This window comes from Kitasatospora griseola (assembly GCF_044999035.1).
Taxonomy (GTDB): domain Bacteria; phylum Actinomycetota; class Actinomycetes; order Streptomycetales; family Streptomycetaceae; genus Kitasatospora; species Kitasatospora griseola.
On sequence record NZ_CP173360.1, the window covers coordinates 7210006 to 7227273 of the forward strand.

A 17268-nucleotide genomic window follows, 5' to 3' on the forward strand; every position below is an offset into this window, starting at 1 on the left:
GGGACACACCGAGTTCACAGTTCGCACACAAGTGGGACGTGTGCGCTCGGATTCCGACGCGCGATCAACTCCCCTCGGAGGGTGCGGCGCCGGTGCCTTCGGTGTCGATGTGCGGGAGCACCCGGTCCATCCACCGGGGCGTCCACCAGGCGGCGCCGCCGAGCAGCGTCATCGCGGCGGGGACCATCAGCAGCCGCACCACCGTCGCGTCGATCAGCACGCTGACGGCCAGGCCGAGGCCCATCATCTTGATCACCACGTTGTCGCTGACGATGAACGCCGCGAACACGCTCACCATGATCAGCGCCGCGCAGCCGATCACCCGAGCCGTGGTCTCCAGCGCGTGCGCCACCGAGCCCCGGCTGTCGCCGGTGAGCAGCCAGCGCTCGTGCACCCGGGACAGCAGGAACACCTCGTAGTCCATCGAGAGTCCGAACACGATCGCGAACATCATCATCGGGACGTAGCTCTCGATCGGGACCTTGCCCGCCACGCCCAGCGCCGGCCCGCCCCAGCCCCACTGGAACACCGCGACCAGCACCCCGTACGAGGCGGCGATCGACACCAGGTTGAGGACCGCCGCCTTCAACGCGACCAGCGGCGCCCGGAAGACCAGCAGGATGATCAGGAAGGCGAGGGCGACGACCACGGCGATGATCGGCAGCAGCCGGCTCGCCACCAGATCGAGGAAGTCCACCTGCGCGGCCGTGGTGCCGGTGACGTACGTGGCCGCCGACGTCCCCCGGGCGGCGTCCGGCAGCACCGTGTCCGTCAGGTGGCCCACCAGGTCGGTGGTCGCCCGGTCCTGCGGGACCTGCGCCGGAGTGACGGTGGCGAACAGCACGTCGCCGTCGCCGCTGGTCTGCAACGGCGCGGTGCTCGCCGTGTTCGGGACGTTCGTCAGCGCCTGCTGCACGGAGGACGCGAGCGCGGGACGGTCCGCGGCCGGGACCGTCGTCTGGTCGACCACCACCGTCAGCGGCCCGTTGGAGCCCGGCCCGAACGCGGCCGACATCAGGTCGAACGCCCGCCGGTCGGTGAACGACACCGGATCCGCCCCGTCGTCGATGTGGCCCAACTGGATCGACGGCAGCGGCACCGCCAGGACCGCCACCGTCGCCAGCCCCGCCGCCAGGTACCACCACGGGCGGTGCTCGACCCGCCGCGCGTAGCGGTGCCACATGCCGGTTGCCGACGCCTCGTCCGCCCCGGTGCCCTCCGCGACCGGCGTGCGCACGGTGAAACGATCCATCCGGCGGCCGATCAGGCCCATCATCGCGGGCAGCAGCGTCAGCGCGCCGCACACCGCCGTCACCACCGTAACGCCCGCGGCGAGGCCCAGCTTCGCCATGAACGCGATGCCCGACACCGACAGGCCCGCCAGCGCGATCACCACCGTGCAGCCGGAGATCAGCACCGCCCGCCCGCTGGTCGCCACCGCGTGGCCGGCGGCTGTCGGCGGGTCCGCGCCGTCCATCAGGTTCTGCCGGTGACGGGTCAACAGGAACAGTGCGTAGTCGATGCCGACGCCCAGCCCGATCATCGTGGCGAGTGTCGGTGCGACCGTCGCGAACGTGGTCAGCGCGGCCAGCAGACCGAGCAGCCCCAGCCCCACCACCACCGCGACCAGGGCGCTGACCAGCGGCAGCCCCGCCGCGATCACGCTGCCGAACCCGACCAGCAGCACCAGCACCGCCACCGCGAACCCGATCAGCTCGCTCACCCGGTCGTCCGGCGCCGGCCGTGCCAACTCGCCCAGCGGCCCGCCGTACTCGACCTGCACCCCCGCCTGCCGCAGCGGCGCCACCGCGGCGTCCACCTGCGGCAGGTAGTGGCTGCCGAAGGTGGACGGATTGGCGTCGAACCGGACCGTGATGTACGCCGTACGCCCGTCCGAGGAGAGCGGGCCGCCGGGCGGCGCGCTCTGCCCCGGCGGGGGCAGCGGGTCCTGCGCGGACAGCACGTGCGGCAGGTGCTGCAGGGACGTCACGGCCTGGTTCACCTGGGACTGGAAGTCCGTCAGCGGCTGGTCGTCGTGCAGCACCACCTGCGCGCTCGTCCCGCCCGCGGACGGTTCGTGGGCCTGGAGCACGTCGCGGCCGTGCTGCGACTGCGAACCGGGCAGCGAGAAATCGTCCGAGTACGTACCGCCGACGGTCCGGTTGGCCGCCTGCACGCCCGCCAGTACCAGCAGCCACCCGACGATCACCACCACCGGATGCCGCGCGCACCAGCCGCCCACCCGCCACAGCAGCCCCCGGCGCGGTGCCGCCGGAGGGTGCTCGGACCGGTTCGATGCGGACGAGGACATCAACCCTCCCATCGGCCCACCGTCACCACGCACAGTGACCGGGGGTCCCACGGTAGGCGGACCCGGGTCCCGGTCGGGCGCGCGGGTGCCGCGACACGGACGGACCACCCGAACGCCGGGATCGGCGGCCGACCGGAGGGGGCGTCAGACCGCGGGGGAGTGGAGGGCGTCGGTCCAGGCGCGCTGCTCGGCGGTGTCCGGGACGGGCAGGCCGCGGGCGTGGGCCAGGCGCTCCCACGCGGTGTCGGCGTCCATGCCGTCCAGGATCAGGACGGAGACCGCGAGCAGCGAGGACCGGCCGATACCGGCCCGGCAGTGGAACACCAGCTGCCCGCCGGCCCGCAGTCGGCCGGTCAACTCGTCGAGCTTGGGCCGCACTTGGGTGTGCGAAGGGGTGGTGTAGTCCGGTATCGGCAGGCTGTGGAAGCGCAGCCCGGCGGCGACGGCGAGCTCCGGCTCCGCGGTCAGTCCGAGCTCGGCGCACTCCGTCGAGGTCAGGGCGCTGACCAGGTCGGTGACACCGGCGGCGGCGAGCGCGGCCAGCTCGTCCGGCAGCCAGTCGCCGCCGCGCGGCCGGGCCATGGTGCTCAGGCGGCCCGGGCCGGGCCGCTCGACGGTGAACAGGGTGGGGCGCATGCGGAAGCGGACCTCTCCGGTCGATGGGGTGCGGTGCGCCGCTGCGTCGGAACGGACCGGGACTGCCGCTCGACGGCGGGCAGTCGATATGTCATCGGGCCGGGAACAGTGCGTCGGGCGCGCGGGGCTCCGGCCCTTCGGCGCGCCGGGGCGGTATCCACCCGCTGCGGCTCGCGCAATGCTGCCAGAAACCTCCCGTCGAGCGCCAGCAGCGGCCGCGCCACCGCGATCGGCGCCGGCAGCGGCCACCGCGACCGGGCCGACCGCAGCGGCCGCGCCACCGCGACCGGTACCGGCAGTGGCCACCGCGACCGGGTCGACCGCAGCGGGCTCAGCGGGCCCCGAGGAGGTGTTCCAGGGCGAGCTGGTCGAGCTGCTCGAACGCCATGCCGCGCTCGGCGGCGGCGGTGACGTCGAAGTCCTCGAACGCGGTGCGGTCCGCGAGCAGGGCGGCCAGGCCGTCCGCAGCCGTGGGCTCCGCGAGCCGGTCGAGTCGGGCCGCGCGCAGCGCGGCCTGCACCTCGGGGTCGGCGCGGAACGCCCGGGCGCGCTCCTTCAGCAGCAGGTAGTTGTGCATGCAGCCGGCCGCGGAGGCCCACACGCCGTCGAAGTCCTCGGTGCGCGACGGCTTGAAGTCGAAGTGGCGCGGGCCCTGGTAGCCGGCCGACTCCAGCAGGTCGACCAGCCAGAACGCCTGGCGCAGGTCGCCCGCGCCGAACCGGAGGTCCTGGTCGTACTTGATGCCGGACTGGCCGTTCAGGTCGATGTGGAACAGCTTGCCCGCCCAGAGCGCCTGCGCGATGCCGTGCGGGAAGTTGAGGCCCGCCATCTGCTCGTGGCCGACCTCCGGGTTCACGCCGACCAGTTCGGGACGCTCCAGCCGCTCGATGAACGCCAGCGCGTGGCCGATGGTCGGCAGCAGGATGTCGCCGCGGGGCTCGTTCGGCTTCGGCTCGATCGCGAAGCGCAGGTCGTAGCCCTGCCCGACGACGTACTCGCCGAGCAGGTCGAACGCCTCCTTCAGTCGGTCCAGCGCGGTGCGGACCTCCTTCGACGCGCCGTGCTCCGCGCCCTCGCGGCCGCCCCACGCGACGTAGACGTCGGCGCCCAGCTCGACGGCCAGATCGATGTTGCGAATGGTCTTGCGCAGCGCGAAGCGGCGCACGTCGCGGTCGTTGGCGGTGAACGCGCCGTCCTTGAACACCGGGTGGGTGAACAGGTTGGTGGTGGCCATCGGCACCCGCAGGCCGGTGGACTCCAGGGCGGCCGCGAACCGCTTGACGACCGCCGTGCGCTCGGCGTCCGAGGAGCCGAACGGAATCAGGTCGTCGTCGTGGAACGTCACGCCGTACGCGCCCAGCGACGCCAGCCGCTCCACCGTCTCGACCGGGTCCAGCGCCCGCCGGGTGGCGTCGCCGAACGGGTCGCGGCCCTGCCAACCGACCGTCCACAGGCCGAAGGTGAACTTGTCGGCGGGGGTGGGGGTGAGTCGGCTCATCGGGCACTCCAAACACTGGGGATCGACCGCGGCGGATCGACCGGGAACGACGCGAGTCTATTCGTAAGGCCGGAAGACAAATTAATATGGGTCGGCCCGCGGGGGAAGCCCCCGCGCGGAACCGGTCGGGCAGGACGTGCTCGGGCAGGGCACATCCGGGCAGGACCTGGCCGGGTAGTACGCGCTCGGGCCGGGTCCCTCCGGGGCAGGACAGGTTCGGGCAGGACACATTCGGAAGAGACAGGAGTGGCGAGCCCATGGCACACCCGCAGGTGGTGATCGGCGTCGACAGTTCGACCCAGTCCACCAAGGCGCTGGCCGTCGACACCGGCACCGGACGCATCCTCGGCGAAGGCCGCGCCGCGCACCGGGTCGACTCCCGGCACGGGCAGGAGAGCGACCCCGAGCAGTGGTGGGACGCCCTCAACACCGCCGTCGCCGCCACCGGTTGGGCCGGCCGCGCCCAGGCGCTGGCGATCGGCGGACAGCAGCACGGACTGGTCACCCTGGACGCCGCCGGCCGCCCCGTCCGGCCCGCGCTGCTCTGGAACGACGTCCGCTCCGCACCCCAGGCCGCCGAACTGGTACGGGAGTTCGGCGCGCAGTGGTGGGCTGCCGAACTCGGCAGCGTCCCCGGCGCGTCCTTCACCGCCGCCAAATGGGCCTGGCTGCGCGCCCACGAACCCGCGAACGCCGACCGCACCGCCGCCGTCCGACTCCCGCACGACTACCTCACCGAACGCCTCACCGGGCACGCCGTCACCGACCGCGGCGACGCCTCCGGCACCGGCTGGTGGACCCCCGACGGCCCGCACCCCGCCGTCCTCGCCCGGATCGGACTCGACCCCGCCCTGCTCCCCGCCGTCGCCCCCACCGGCACCCCCGCCGGCCAGGCCCGGGCCGGCGGACCACTGCGCCCCGGCACCCCGATCGCCACCGGCACCGGCGACAACATGGCCGCCGCCCTCGGACTCGGCCTCACCGCCGGCACCCCCGTGCTCAGCCTCGGCACCTCCGGCACCGTCTACACCGTCGCCCGCACCCGCCCCGCCGACCCGAGCGGCACCGTCGCCGGCTTCGCCGACGCACTCGACAACTGGCTGCCCCTCGCCTGCACCCTCAACTGCACGCTCGCCGTGGACCGGGTCGCCACCCTGCTCGGCCGCGACCGGGAAGCCGTCGAACCCGGCGGCACCGTCGTCCTGCTGCCCTACCTCGACGGCGAACGCACCCCCGCCCTCCCGCACGCCAGCGGACTGCTGCACGGCCTGCGCCACGACACCACCGCCGGTCAACTCCTCCAGGCCGCCTACGACGGCGCTGCGTACTCCCTGCTCGCCGCCCTCGACGACGTCCTCGCCGTCGACCGGCCCGCCGGCAGCTCCGACAGCGCCGGCGCCACCGGCGCCACCGGCACCGCCGGCAGCGCCGACACCCCCGACCCCGCGCAGCCGCAGCCGCAGCCGCAGCCGCTGCTGCTGATCGGCGGCGGCGCCCAGGGCCCGGCCTGGCAGCACACGGTGCGCCGGCTCTCCGGCCGCCCCGTCCAACTGCCCGCCGCCCGCGAACTCGTGGCCCTCGGCGCCGCCGCCCAGGCCGCCGCGCTGCTCACCGGCGAACCCGCCGACGCCGTCGCCCGCCGCTGGGGCACCGCCGACGGGCCGGTGCTGCCCGCGCTCGAACGCGACGACGCGGCGCTCGAACGGATCGCGACTACCATTTCGCAGACGGCGGCCCTGCAGAGCGGCGGCCGGTAGCAGCGGACGGCGAACAGACCCGGACTCGGCACGGGCGGCAGTGGAGCGGAGACCGATCGACGTGGCAGCGGACGGGCAGCAGCCGGCCGACAGCGCACCCGCACCGCGGCGCGGCCCCGCCTCCCAGCAGGACATGCGGCGGCAGAACCTCGCCCTGGTGATGCGCACCGTCGTCGCCGCGAACCCGCTGTCGCGCGCCGACGTGGCCGGCCGGACCGGACTGACCCGCACCGCCGTGTCCAGCCTGGTCGACGAACTCATCGGCGGCGGACTGCTGGTGGAGGGCGAACTCGCCCGCAGTGGCCGGGTCGGCCGGCCCGGTCGGGCTCTCGTCCTCCCCGACAGCGGACCGGCGGGGCTCGGCCTGGAGGTCGGCGTCGAGCACCTCGGCGCCTGCGTCCTCGACCTGCGCGGCGACGTCCGGGTCGAACTCCACCGACCCGCCCCGAACGCCGCACGCTCCGCCGAGCAGACCCTCACCGAACTCGCCCGACTCGCCGCGCAGGCCGAGGCGGAGGCTGTCGCCCTCGGGCTGCGGGTGGTCGGCCGGGTGCTCGCCGTGCCCGGCAGCGTGCGCGTCCCGCTCGACGGCCCCGGCCACTACCTGGAACACGCCCCGAACCTCGGCTGGCACCACCTCGACCTCCCCACCGCGTGGCCCGGCCCGGGCGCCGCCCCCGCGATCGAGAACGAGGCCAACCTCGGCGCGCTGGCCGAACTCCGACAGGGCGTCGGCTCCGGCACCTTCGTCCACATCTCGGCCGGCGAGGGCATCGGCGGCGCACTCGTCCTCGACGGACGCCTGTTCCGCGGCGTCCAGGGCTTCGCCGGCGAACTCGGCCACCTCACCGTCCGCCCCGACGGCCGCCCCTGCTCCTGCGGTGCCCGCGGCTGCCTCGAACCGTACGCCGGTCTCGCCGCCGTGTTGCGCACGGCCGATCTGACGGTCCATCACTCTGCTGACGCCGTCGGTGAGTTGGTCGTCCGGGCGGAGGCCGGCGACCCCGCCGTGCTGCGCGCACTGCGGCACGCCGGGACCGCCCTCGGCACCGCGCTCGCCGCCGCCGTCCATCTGATCGACCCGGCCACCCTGGTGCTCGGCGGCGCCTACGCGGACCTCGCGCGCTGGCTGCTGCCCCCCATGCGGACCGAACTCGCCGCGCTGATCCGCGTCCGCCCGTGGCCCGAAGACGCCCTCCGCGCCTCCCCGTTGGGCCGCCGCGGCCCCGTCCTCGGCGCGGCCCTGACCACCGTCCGCCGCCTCCACACCGACCCCGCGTCGCTCTGGCTCCCCGAAGCCTCCTGAGGTGTCAACGGACGGCTTCGACTGACTCCCGGATTGGCTCTCCGCCGCCTCGACCACCGACCTCGCGCGTCAGCCCGACTGGCATCGCGCTACGACGAGCAGACTGGTGACCTCGTCCATCGGCACAACCACCGCGTTCACCGTTCCCGCTACTTCAATCCGCATGTTCCTGCCGTCAGCGCTCTTCAACGTTCCGCAGGTCGTGGCTCCACCGTGGGTGACCGTCACGTAGGTGGCCGGAGCCGGCGCGGCCACTGGTGCCCACCAGGTCGTGACGATCCCCAGCAGGAAGCACACCAGCGCGGCGGCCACCGCGCTCCGGCCCCTCCTCAGCCGGACTGCGGCGGCATCGGCAAGGGCGACCTGGTAGGCCGCGACCGATGCGTGGCGGCGGTGGATGTCGGCGAGGGTCACCGTGCCTTCGCGGGTGCCGGCCTGGGCCGCGAGGGCCTGCCAGAGTCCCGCCAACGAGAGGGCGATACCGCCGCCGATGAGGAGGGTGACCGCGATGCGCCAGCCGGTGGTGAGATCGGCCGTGGTGTCTCGGCCCTTGATCACTGCGCCGGTGGTGACAACCGTGACGAATGCAGCGAGGCCGTTGCGCCAGGCTTCCGCATTGGCGCGCACAGTTGGCAAGGAGGATTCGGCCAGAGCGGCGAAGCGATCCCGCTCGGTCAGGTCCGTAGGGGCCGGCGGGCGTTCCGGCTTGCGCGGCCGCAGGGATGTCCCGGTCACGGCCGCCCACCCGCGGTTGCGGGGCCGGCGAGCTCGATGCGGAAACTGACACCGCAGCCTCCGGCAGTGTTCGAGCCGGCGGCCCCGGATGCGTCGATCGGATGCGCCACACCGCAGGAGCAGGTGATGTCCAGGACCACCTGGTAGCCGTCCGTGCCTCCGGGTTCCCCCAGGTGCGTGCCACCCATCCCCTGTGCGCCGGAGCGGCTCCCCCCGATCCCACTGGTAACGACGGTCAGCGCCCGCCGGTCGGCGAACTGGTGCACACAGCGTGGACACGCACCCTCGACAACGGCCGAAGAGACGTTGTCATTGGTCATCACCCGTGCGGTGAGGGCCCCCGACTCCAGCAGTTCGAACGCGGCCTCCGTCCAACGGTAGTCCGAGGTCTGTTCATAGGGGATCGGATCATGGGTCTGACTGGTCATGGTCACCTCGGTCTGTGCGTCGCCGTGAGACTGGGATGGATCAGGAGCCGATGTGAACGTACGACGCCCACTTCATCGGATCGGTGGGGTCACTGTTGTGCAGCGCTCGAACAGCTCGGTGGAGCGCCATGGCGGGCTGTCCACCACTGTCGGCCGACGCCAGCTCCCGGTAGAAGTGTTCTGCCGTCTCTGCTGCGGAGGAATCGCCGACGGCCCAGCTGGTGGCCACGATGTGCCGACAACCCGTCAGTTGCAGCGCCGCCGCGAGATGAATGACCTCGTCCGCGAGGTCGGGTACGCCCATAGCCGTCTGGCAGGCCGACAGATACGCCAGTTCGCTGGCAAGTCGCAGCTCCGCGATGTCCGCTATCGACAACAGACCGTCATGAAGACGGAAAGCGCTTGCGGCCGGATCGGCAAGGTCCTGGGCCGCGTGGCAAGCGAAGTGAATCCGCTCGCAGCGACGAAGCTCGTCGAGGACAGCTCGCCGGGTCGCATCCGCCCCGACGAGACGCGTCACCTCGATCGAGTTCGCCGCGTACCGGGACAGGGCAGTCAGTTCGTGGGCGACCGCCGGGAGTGCTGCGAGACCGGGGGTTTCCGGCAGCCCGATCGCGAGGTGCCGTCGCGCTGCTGGCTCCGGGCGTCGGATTCGGCTTCGGGACAGCGCGGCCAATGTGGGTGTGTACGAGGAGATCACCAGGTCGGCCGTCCACGTGCCACCGGGATGCGCTGTCGATGAGTGGCGGGGGTGGTGACCCGCAGCATGCAGCGGCAGGAGGCTGAACAGGCCGACCGGATACCACCACAGCCGTGGCGCATCGGCCGACCGGGCAGACGGCGGGTGAGCCGAGTGCCCGAGTCGCGTCAAGACCGGCCACACGATCCTGTCCCACAGCCAGCCGAGAACGTCGTGGCTGACGTGGCGGGCCCGCTCGCGGGCCAGGAACGACGTTCCGGGACTGGTCTGAGCACTGACGGCGGACAGCAGATCCGAGGCTTTGCCGGACACGTCCTGGAGTGAGACCTCGGAGAGTTCCACGACCTCGGGCTCGGGCGCATCGTGACGGACGATCAGCGCATGGCAGCCGTACCTACTGGCGTTCACGACCACCACCGGACCGCCGCGGGCCGCGTCCTTCAGCTCGCCGTACGGCGTCGGCCGGAGGAAGTGTTCGAACCCTTCGATCCCGCGGACCTGCACAACCGCCTCGTCCCATTGACGGGCCAGGTCCCGGCGCCGCTCGCCGGCTTCCGTGGAGGATCCCCGGGTCGGTGGCCCACCGGTCAGACTGATCAGCCCGTGCGGCTCGCCGGCGAGCGAGAAGGTGTCGAGTCGGCCCCGCAGCGCCGTGATCCGCTCGGCCAGGTCGGGGTGGGAACCGGCCAGATCGCTCAGGTCGCTGCGGAGGTCGAGTGCCTGAGTCCAGATGACCGACCTGCCCTGTTCCAGGACCTCGATTGCGGTCACGGGTTGTCCAGCAGCAATCGCGGCCCCGGCGGCTTCAGAGGCAAGACCCGACCATCTGCGGAGGGTGTCACTGCGCACCTCGGTCCGCATCCCGTGCCACGCGACCGTGGGCAGCTGCTTCACTGCGAGACTGTAGTCGGCGACTGCGCCGTCGATGTCGCCCTTCCCCGCCGCGAGCCGGCCGGCGCGAACAGCACACCGCATGACCATGTCCGGTGCCCCGTAGCGGTCCCGGGCAGCCTCGCGCCAGCATGCCAGGGTGGCCTCCAGGTCGGCGCGATTCCCCGTGACGTCGTAGCGCTTCTGCCGGATCAGCCCCAGTGACCACAGCCACTCGGCCCGGCGGGCGTCCCCGGGGCGGGTGGCATCCACGGCCTGCTGAGCAGTGTCGACCGCCTCGTCCAGCAACAGTGCGTCTCGCCGGACCTGAGCTGCCGTCACGAGCGCTGCCGCGCGGTTGCGGAGGAGTAGACCGTAGTTGTGGGAATCCGGGTGAGTCGCATCGATCATTCGCATGCTGACCCGCAGCATCTCGGCCACGTCCGCGGGGTCGGGATCACCAGGGAGATCAACCCGCGTGCGAAGAAGCCAGGAGAGGATCGAGAGCGGCTGGCTGACGTTGCCCCCGTGCTCCGGGAAGTCGGGCTCCGCCGCCACGGCCAGGGTGATCGCCTCGTCCAGGACCGCCTTGTCCCTGGTCCGCTCGAACAGCAAGCTGAGCGTGTTTGCCAGTCCGAAAGCGGCTGTCGCCCGCATCAGAGGATCTGCAGCCGCCTCCTGGAGCGAGGTTCGGTGGGCCTCGACCGCCGAATGCAGGTCGGCATCCTCACCGAGGTGCGAGTGCCGGACACGCAGCGCGAGTCCCAGGCTGTAGAAGTCGAGGGAACGCCCCGGGTCGTCGGGCGATCGTGCACTCGCCACTTCGCGCAGCTCCACCACAGATCGGTCGAGATCTGCGGACGATCCGGTCAGGAGGGCCCGTACGTGCACGTAAACAGCGTGGTTGTGCAGTTGGACGAGCCGAGCCTCGTCGCCGACAGGTCTGTCCGCGAGTGCCCTCTCCAGAGTCGAGATCGCTTCATCGAGGTCGGCCGCGTTCCCCATCTGCTCGTAGCGGGTGAACAGCACTGACGCAAGGCGCGAGAGCAGCGGGGTGGACCGAGTTCCACTCCCTGCCTCCAGATTCACCGCCTCCCGTGCAGCGCCCACGGCCGCGTCCAAGTCGGCTCGGTCACCGGTGTGGTGGAACCGCCACTCGAAGACCCTGGCCAGTTCGCTCAGACTCGACGACCGGCAGTCCGGTGCCGGACGCTCATTGGCCACCGCGCTGCGGACGACTGCCACAATGTGCTCCAGGCCGCCCGCGCTCCTGCGGTCGTCATAGCGGAGCCGAAGGGCGGACGTCAGCTTCGGAAGGTACTCGGCACGAGCAGGGGCAGTCGGAAGAACGGTACGGAAAGCCCGTTCGTAGGCCTCGATCGCAGCATCCAGGTCAGACGGGTTGTCGTCCCTCAGGAATCCGGTGACGAGAATCTCCCCGAGGTTCAAGAGAAGGACGCTGTACTGCGCATCGTCCGGATCCGCCGCCGCGAGTGCTTCCCTCATCACCCTGACGGCCTCGGAGCCGTCCCCGGCCACGCCCGTGACCCGGTACCGGGTTCCGAGCGCCACCGCGAGAAGGCTCCAGCGGAGTTGGAGATGAGCCTTGTCTGCCGCAGTTCGTGGCATGGCAGACCGGGCCAGCTCGACGAGAGTGTCCATCGCGTCGAGTTCCGCCACGCTGCACGAAAGCACTCTGAGCCGGGCATTGTCGAGTTCGAGTCCGATCTGCGGTGTGCGCTCGCTCTGGTCGGCCCGGATGCCGAGACGGTGGGCGACCCGGTGCAGAGTCTCGGCCAGCTGCCCGAAATCGGGACGCACATCGGCAAGGCAGTCGCGGGCGGCGGCAAACACGCGCTCCAGGTCGGCCCGATCCCCGGTGTGCTCGAAACGCATTTCGAGGACGTCCAGGTTTCCGGCGAGCCGCGGCCCTCGCTCCGGGTGGTCGGCCGGCGTTTCCGCGAGGATCTTCGTCCAGAGTTCCAACGCCTCATCCAGGTACGCCGGCTCGCGGTCCTTGCCATAGCAGGCGATGAGTGCGTTCAGAAGATTCGAGTACGTGATGATCCCGTCTTCTCCCCCGTCCGGGGAGGTGAGCCCCACCGCGATGCGCCCGACCCGGACCGAGTCCTGCAGATCGGCAAGGTCCCCGTCGTGCTCGAATCTGCGGCGCAGCAGAAAGCAGAGATAGGACAAGTACCGAACCGACGAAAGGCCGCCCTTTGGTGCTGCGGCGGCCGCAGCCGCGCACACTTGGACGCTCTCCCGAAGATCGGCCGGGTCGCCTTCGCTGTCGAAACGGCGCTGAAGGGCGGCACTGAGACCCTCGAGGAAGTCTGCCGTCCGGGCGGAATCCCCGGCAATCCGGGTGATCGCCGTCCGCCACAGAGCGACGACCTCGTCGAGGTCAGCTCTGTCGTGAGCCTTCGCGTGCCGGGCCCGGAGGCTCTTGTCGAGCGTCGTGAGAGTGGACCCGTAGTCCGCGTCCGAGCTGTCGATCGTGACGCAGGCGAGCCGTGCCCATCGCACGGACGCGTCGAAGTCGGCGATCGAGCCCGTGACTTCGGCCAATCGTCGGTATGCCTGCCCCAGCCGCTGATGCCGGAGCCCGAGGAACTGGTCGCCAGGCGGTGTCGTGGCGACCGACTCCTCCAGGACACGAACGGCGTCTTCAAGGAGTGGCTTCTCCCTGGTCTGTTCGTACAGGGCCGCCAGCGAACCGGCCAACAACGACAGCCTGCGTGCCCGATTCCTGCCCTGCGGCGAGAGATCGACGGCTTCTCGGTGGACAGCTACAGCGTTCCGTGCGTCGGCCACGTCTCCTGATCCCTGATAACGCTCCTGGTAGGCCCGACCCAAGCGCCCGAGAGCGAGGATCCGGTCCTCCGGATCCGTGGACGCCGTCTCCAGCGCCCGTCGAACACGGTCGATGGCCTTGTCGAGTCGCTCGATGTCGGTACCGGCCGCAAGGGACAGCAACGTGTCGGCGCAGCTGACCGTCCAGCGCAGTCGGTGCGTCGCGTTCGTCGCGAGAAGCTCGACGAGATCGGCCACCTCGGCGGGCACCAGGTCCGGCACCGCTTGCCGCAGCCCGAGAAAGAAGCTGACGGCATCGTCAGCCTCGGCCTGTCCTTCGAGCGTGCCGGACGCCGTGCCGCGCCAGAAGCGGAACCGGGCCAGATCCGCCATCGCGGCGATGTTGAGCTGCCGCTCGCCCGCATGATCGACGCGGACTGCCGCCGCCATGGCCGCGGCATACTCGCGTTCCGCCTCCGGATCCGTCAGATGCCGAAGGTCTCCGGACTCCCCGAACAATGTGATCCTTCGGCGGATCGCCAAGAGAGGGGTCGGCGCTGAACGGGATGTCGGGTCCTCCAGCATCGTCTCAGGCTACTGAGAACGTGCTCTGAAGAACCGGTGCTTGGCCAAATGTATCGACACTTCCGCTTTCTCTTCGAAGACCGACCAGGCGTCGACCGTCTCCGTCCCCGTGTGCTTCAGGTGCCGCCGAGACGCCGGGCCAGGACGCGGGCGCGTTCGGCCCGGACTGCCGGGGCTCTGCGGCGGCGCGACCTGGTCGGACCGCACGCCGCGGGCATCGTCGCCCGATCCGACAGGTGATCCGAACGAACCACCTGGCACTACGTCAGGAAACGGCCGTTCAGAGGGGCGGGATCTGTTCCGGTACGAGTCCGGCCTGCCGGAGGAGTCCGTACAGGTCCGTCTCGCCCCAGAACTCGACGATCCGCCCGTTCTGGAGCCGGTAGGACTTGATTCCTGACATGGTGAGGTCCCGGCCGCTGCGGTCGTGGGTGTAGGTGAGGGTGAATGCCACGGTGACCCGGTCGCCAGCTGCGAAGAGGTCGTCCACCCGGACGCGGCAGTTGGACAGCCCGGGCGTCAGCACCGCCCCTTCGGGATAGTGCCGACCCTGTCCGTGCTGCCCTGCGCCGTGAACGAGGACGTCCTCGGCGACGAGTTCTTCGATTTGGGAGACGTCCTTGCTCTCGAAGACCCGAAGGTAGCGGCGGACGACTTCGGCGTTGCGCGTGCTGGTGGCGTCGGCTGAGTCGGTCACGGAAGGCCCCTACCCATGGGCCGGCCGGCCTCACACGATCCGGAAATGAGGGGCTGAAGGAACTCGACGAAGAACGGGCCGCCATTGGTGGGGTGGCTCCGCCGCGCTGACTGGCCGACAGTGTGCGACGGGGTGGTCCGTCGGTGGCCGGGCGTGGTGCATGGCGGGTGTGCCCGGCCACCGGAGGCGGGTGGGTGCGTGTCCTGCGTGTCCGCACGGGGACTGCGAAGTTTCGGGGTGGGGCCGAATGTTCCGGCGGGCTGCGGACGACGGTAGGGGAGGGCGCCGGGCGGCGTCAGCGGGTCGGCGTCAATCGGTCGACGGAAGCGGGCAGTCGGCGTCAACGGGTCGGCAGGGGTGGGGAGTCGGCCGGCGGCGGGGCGGTGGAGGCGCGGACGACCAGGCTGGTGGCGAGGTCGACGCGGGTGGCGGCGGGGTGTTCGCCGCGGCCGAGTTCGACGGCCAGGCGGGCGGCGGTCTCGGCCATCTCCACCAGCGGCTGCCGGACGGTGGTCAGCGGCGGGCCGACCCAGCGGGCCAGCGGCAGGTCGTCGAAGCCGACCACCGAGAGGTCCTGCGGCACTCGTAGGCCGAGTTCGCGGGCCGCCTCGTAGACGCCGAGCGCCTGCAGGTCGTTGCCGGCGAAGATCGCGGTGGGCCGGTCGTCGTGGGTCAGCAGGGCGCGGGCGGCGGCGTACCCGGCCTCGTGGTGGAAGTCGCCCTCGTGGATCAGTTCCGGGTCGACCGGCAGCCGGGCGGTCTCCAGCGCGGTGCGGTAGCCGTCCACCCTGGCTCGGCTGCACATCATGCCGGACGGGCCGGAGATCACGGCGATCCGGCGGTGCCCGAGGTCGAGCAGGTGTCGGGTGGCGGCGAGGCCGCCCTGCCAGTTGCCGGTGCCGACGGCGGGCACCCCGTCCGCGGGGTCGCCGGCCGGGTCGAGCACCACGAACGGGATGTCGCGGCTGGTGAGTTGGTCGCGCTGGGCGGCGTCCAGGTCGGACAGCACGAGCACCACCCCGGCGGGGCGGCGGGCGAGGACGCCGTCCACCCAGGTCTGGCCGGGGGTGAGCCGGCCCGCGGACTCGGAGAGCACGATGCTCAGCCCCTCGTCCCGGGCGACGTTCTCCACGCCGCGGATCACCTCCACCGCCCAGGCGCTGTCGAGTTGATGGAAGACCAGGTCGAGCAGCCGGGACGGCGGCGCGGTGGTGCGGCGGCGGCGGTAGCCGGTGCGGCGCAGGATCTCCTCGACCTTGGCGCGGGTGGCGGGGGCGACATCGGTCCGTCCGTTCAGGACTTTCGAAACTGTCGGCGCCGAGACGCCGGCCGCCCGGGCGATCTCCGACAGCGTCGGCGCGGGGTCGGGTTCGAGTTCAGCGGCGCTCATGGCACGGATAGTAGCGCCCGCGGCCCGCCCGGCAAGGTGGTGCACGAACGGCGGTCCGGTTCGGTCGGAGGCCTTGACTCGTCCGCTCGGTCGCCGTAGCTTCCTCGCAACATTCGAACAGCCAGCGAAACATTCGTACCGTTCGATCGTGCCGCCTCGCGCCGCCCCGCGACGGCACCTCTCGCAGCTCAGCACTGTTGCGCCACCTTTGGCCCCACTGAGTCCCGGCACCGCCCGTGTCACTGGTCCCGAAACTTTCGAGCCGCTCCCTGCCCCAGGAGGCCCGCACCATGTTCGTCCGCAGACGCCCGCCCGTCGCCGCGGCCGCCGCCGTCGCGCTCACCCTGCTCACCGCCTGCGGCAGCGGCGGTACCGGGAGCGGAGGCGGCGCGCTGACCTGGTGGCACAACGGCACCCAGGACCCGCTGAGGACCGTCTGGGCCCACGCGGCCGCCAACTACCAGCAGGCCCACGCCGGTTCGAAACTCGACGTGGTGCCGATCCAGAACGAGCAGTTCCCCACCAAGGTCCCGCTGGCCCTGCAGTCCGACAACCCGCCGGACGTCTACTTCAACCAGGGCGGCGGCCTGCTCGCCACCCAGGCGCAGTCCGGCCGGGTCGCCGACCTGACCTCGCTCACCGCCGACTGGATCAAGGACCTCGGGCCCGCCGCCCAGGGCTGGGCCGCCGACGGCAAGCAGCTCGGCGTCCCCTACGACTCGCACGTGGTCGGGTTCTGGTACCGCAAGGACCTGTTCGCCAACGCCGGCATCGCCCAACCTCCCGCCACCATGGACGAGTTGAAGGTCGACATCGGCAAGCTGAAGGCCGCCGGCAGCACCCCGATCGCGCTCGGCGGCAAGGACCGCTGGCCGGACGCCTTCTACTACGACTACTTCGCCGTCCGCGAGTGCGCCGTCGACACCCTCAAGTCCTCGGTGAAAGCGGCCAGGTTCACCGACCCGTGCTTCACCAGGGCCGGTCAGGACGTGCTCGATCTGATCGCGCTGAAGCCGTTCCAGGAGGGCTTCAACGGCACTCCCGCCCAGCAGGGCAGCGGCAGTTCGGCCGGGATGGTGGCCGCCGGGCAGGCCGCGATGGAACTCCAGGGCGACTGGAACCCCAGCGTCATGCAGGGCCTGGCCGCCGACCCGTCCTACCGGGGCCAGTTGGGCTGGTTCCCGTTCCCGGCGGTCGCCGGCGCGGCCGGCGACCCGAGCGTGGCGCTGGGCGGCGGCGACGGCTTCTCGTGCACCGTGAAGCGGGCCGCCGACTGCGCGCAGCTGCTCAAGTACCTGACCAGCGCCGAGGTGCAGACCGAACTGGTCGACTCGGGCGCCGCCACCATCCCGGTCAACCCGGCGGCCGTCGCCGCCGTCAAGGACCCCGTGGTCAAGCAGATCTTCGAATACAACGCCCGGGCGAGCTACATCCAGGTGTACTTCGACGTCGCGCTGCCCACCGCCGTCGGGCAGGCCCTCAACGACGCGGCCGCGGACCTGTTCGCCGGCAAGGGCGACGCCGGTTCGGTGGCCCGCGCGGTGAACGCGGCGGGGTGA

General features: G+C 71.7%; 11 protein-coding genes. 3 read left to right on the top strand and 8 right to left on the bottom strand.

The features are described from left to right. Positions 1-64 precede the first annotated feature (64 nt). From ACI1MP_RS32490 to xylA, 3 genes are all read right to left on the bottom strand, one after another. Positions 65-2311 (bottom strand): MMPL family transporter, encoded by a 2247-nt coding sequence (locus ACI1MP_RS32490; RefSeq protein ID WP_404870195.1) that lies wholly within the window; start codon positions 2309-2311, stop codon positions 65-67. Positions 2312-2455: 144 nt separating this feature from the next. After that, on the bottom strand, positions 2456-2947 hold the full coding sequence (locus ACI1MP_RS32495) for a tyrosine protein phosphatase (protein WP_380333477.1): 492 nt from the start codon (positions 2945-2947) through the stop codon (positions 2456-2458). Between the two features lie 331 nt (positions 2948-3278). Next, positions 3279-4445, bottom strand: coding sequence for a xylose isomerase (xylA, locus tag ACI1MP_RS32500; protein WP_380333476.1), 1167 nt, complete (start codon positions 4443-4445; stop codon positions 3279-3281). Between the two features lie 257 nt (positions 4446-4702). On the opposite strand from xylA, the gene ACI1MP_RS32505 reads away from it, so the two are divergent. Next, positions 4703-6202, top strand: a complete 1500-nt coding sequence (locus ACI1MP_RS32505; protein ID WP_404870196.1) for an FGGY family carbohydrate kinase — start codon at positions 4703-4705, stop codon at positions 6200-6202. 61 nt (positions 6203-6263) lie between these two features. Continuing rightward, a complete protein-coding gene (locus ACI1MP_RS32510; RefSeq protein WP_404870197.1) occupies positions 6264-7508 on the top strand; it encodes an ROK family protein in 1245 nt (414 codons plus the stop codon). 69 nt (positions 7509-7577) lie between these two features. Here the strand turns inward: ACI1MP_RS32510 and ACI1MP_RS32515 are convergent, their stop codons facing one another. From ACI1MP_RS32515 to ACI1MP_RS32535, 5 genes are all read right to left on the bottom strand, one after another. Further along, entirely contained in the window at positions 7578-8243 is a 666-nt protein-coding gene (locus tag ACI1MP_RS32515; protein WP_380333473.1) for a hypothetical protein, read from the bottom strand. Beyond that, positions 8240-8671: a hypothetical protein gene (locus tag ACI1MP_RS32520; protein WP_380333472.1), complete on the bottom strand. Its 432-nt coding sequence runs from the start codon at positions 8669-8671 to the stop codon at positions 8240-8242. The genes ACI1MP_RS32515 and ACI1MP_RS32520 overlap by 4 nt, the downstream gene beginning before the upstream one ends. Before the next feature lie 40 nt (positions 8672-8711). Further along, on the bottom strand, positions 8712-13622 hold the full coding sequence (locus tag ACI1MP_RS32525) for a CHAT domain-containing protein (protein WP_404870198.1): 4911 nt from the start codon (positions 13620-13622) through the stop codon (positions 8712-8714). A 280-nt stretch (positions 13623-13902) separates the two neighbouring features. Next, positions 13903-14319, bottom strand: a complete 417-nt coding sequence (locus tag ACI1MP_RS32530) for an ester cyclase (protein ID WP_404870199.1) — start codon at positions 14317-14319, stop codon at positions 13903-13905. A gap of 340 nt (positions 14320-14659) precedes the next feature. Further along, complete coding sequence (locus ACI1MP_RS32535) at positions 14660-15709, bottom strand: LacI family DNA-binding transcriptional regulator (RefSeq protein ID WP_404870200.1); 1050 nt, start codon at positions 15707-15709, stop codon at positions 14660-14662. Between the two features lie 290 nt (positions 15710-15999). Between ACI1MP_RS32535 and ACI1MP_RS32540 the strand changes: the two genes are divergently transcribed. Next, positions 16000-17268, top strand: a complete 1269-nt coding sequence (locus tag ACI1MP_RS32540; RefSeq protein WP_404870201.1) for an extracellular solute-binding protein — start codon at positions 16000-16002, stop codon at positions 17266-17268.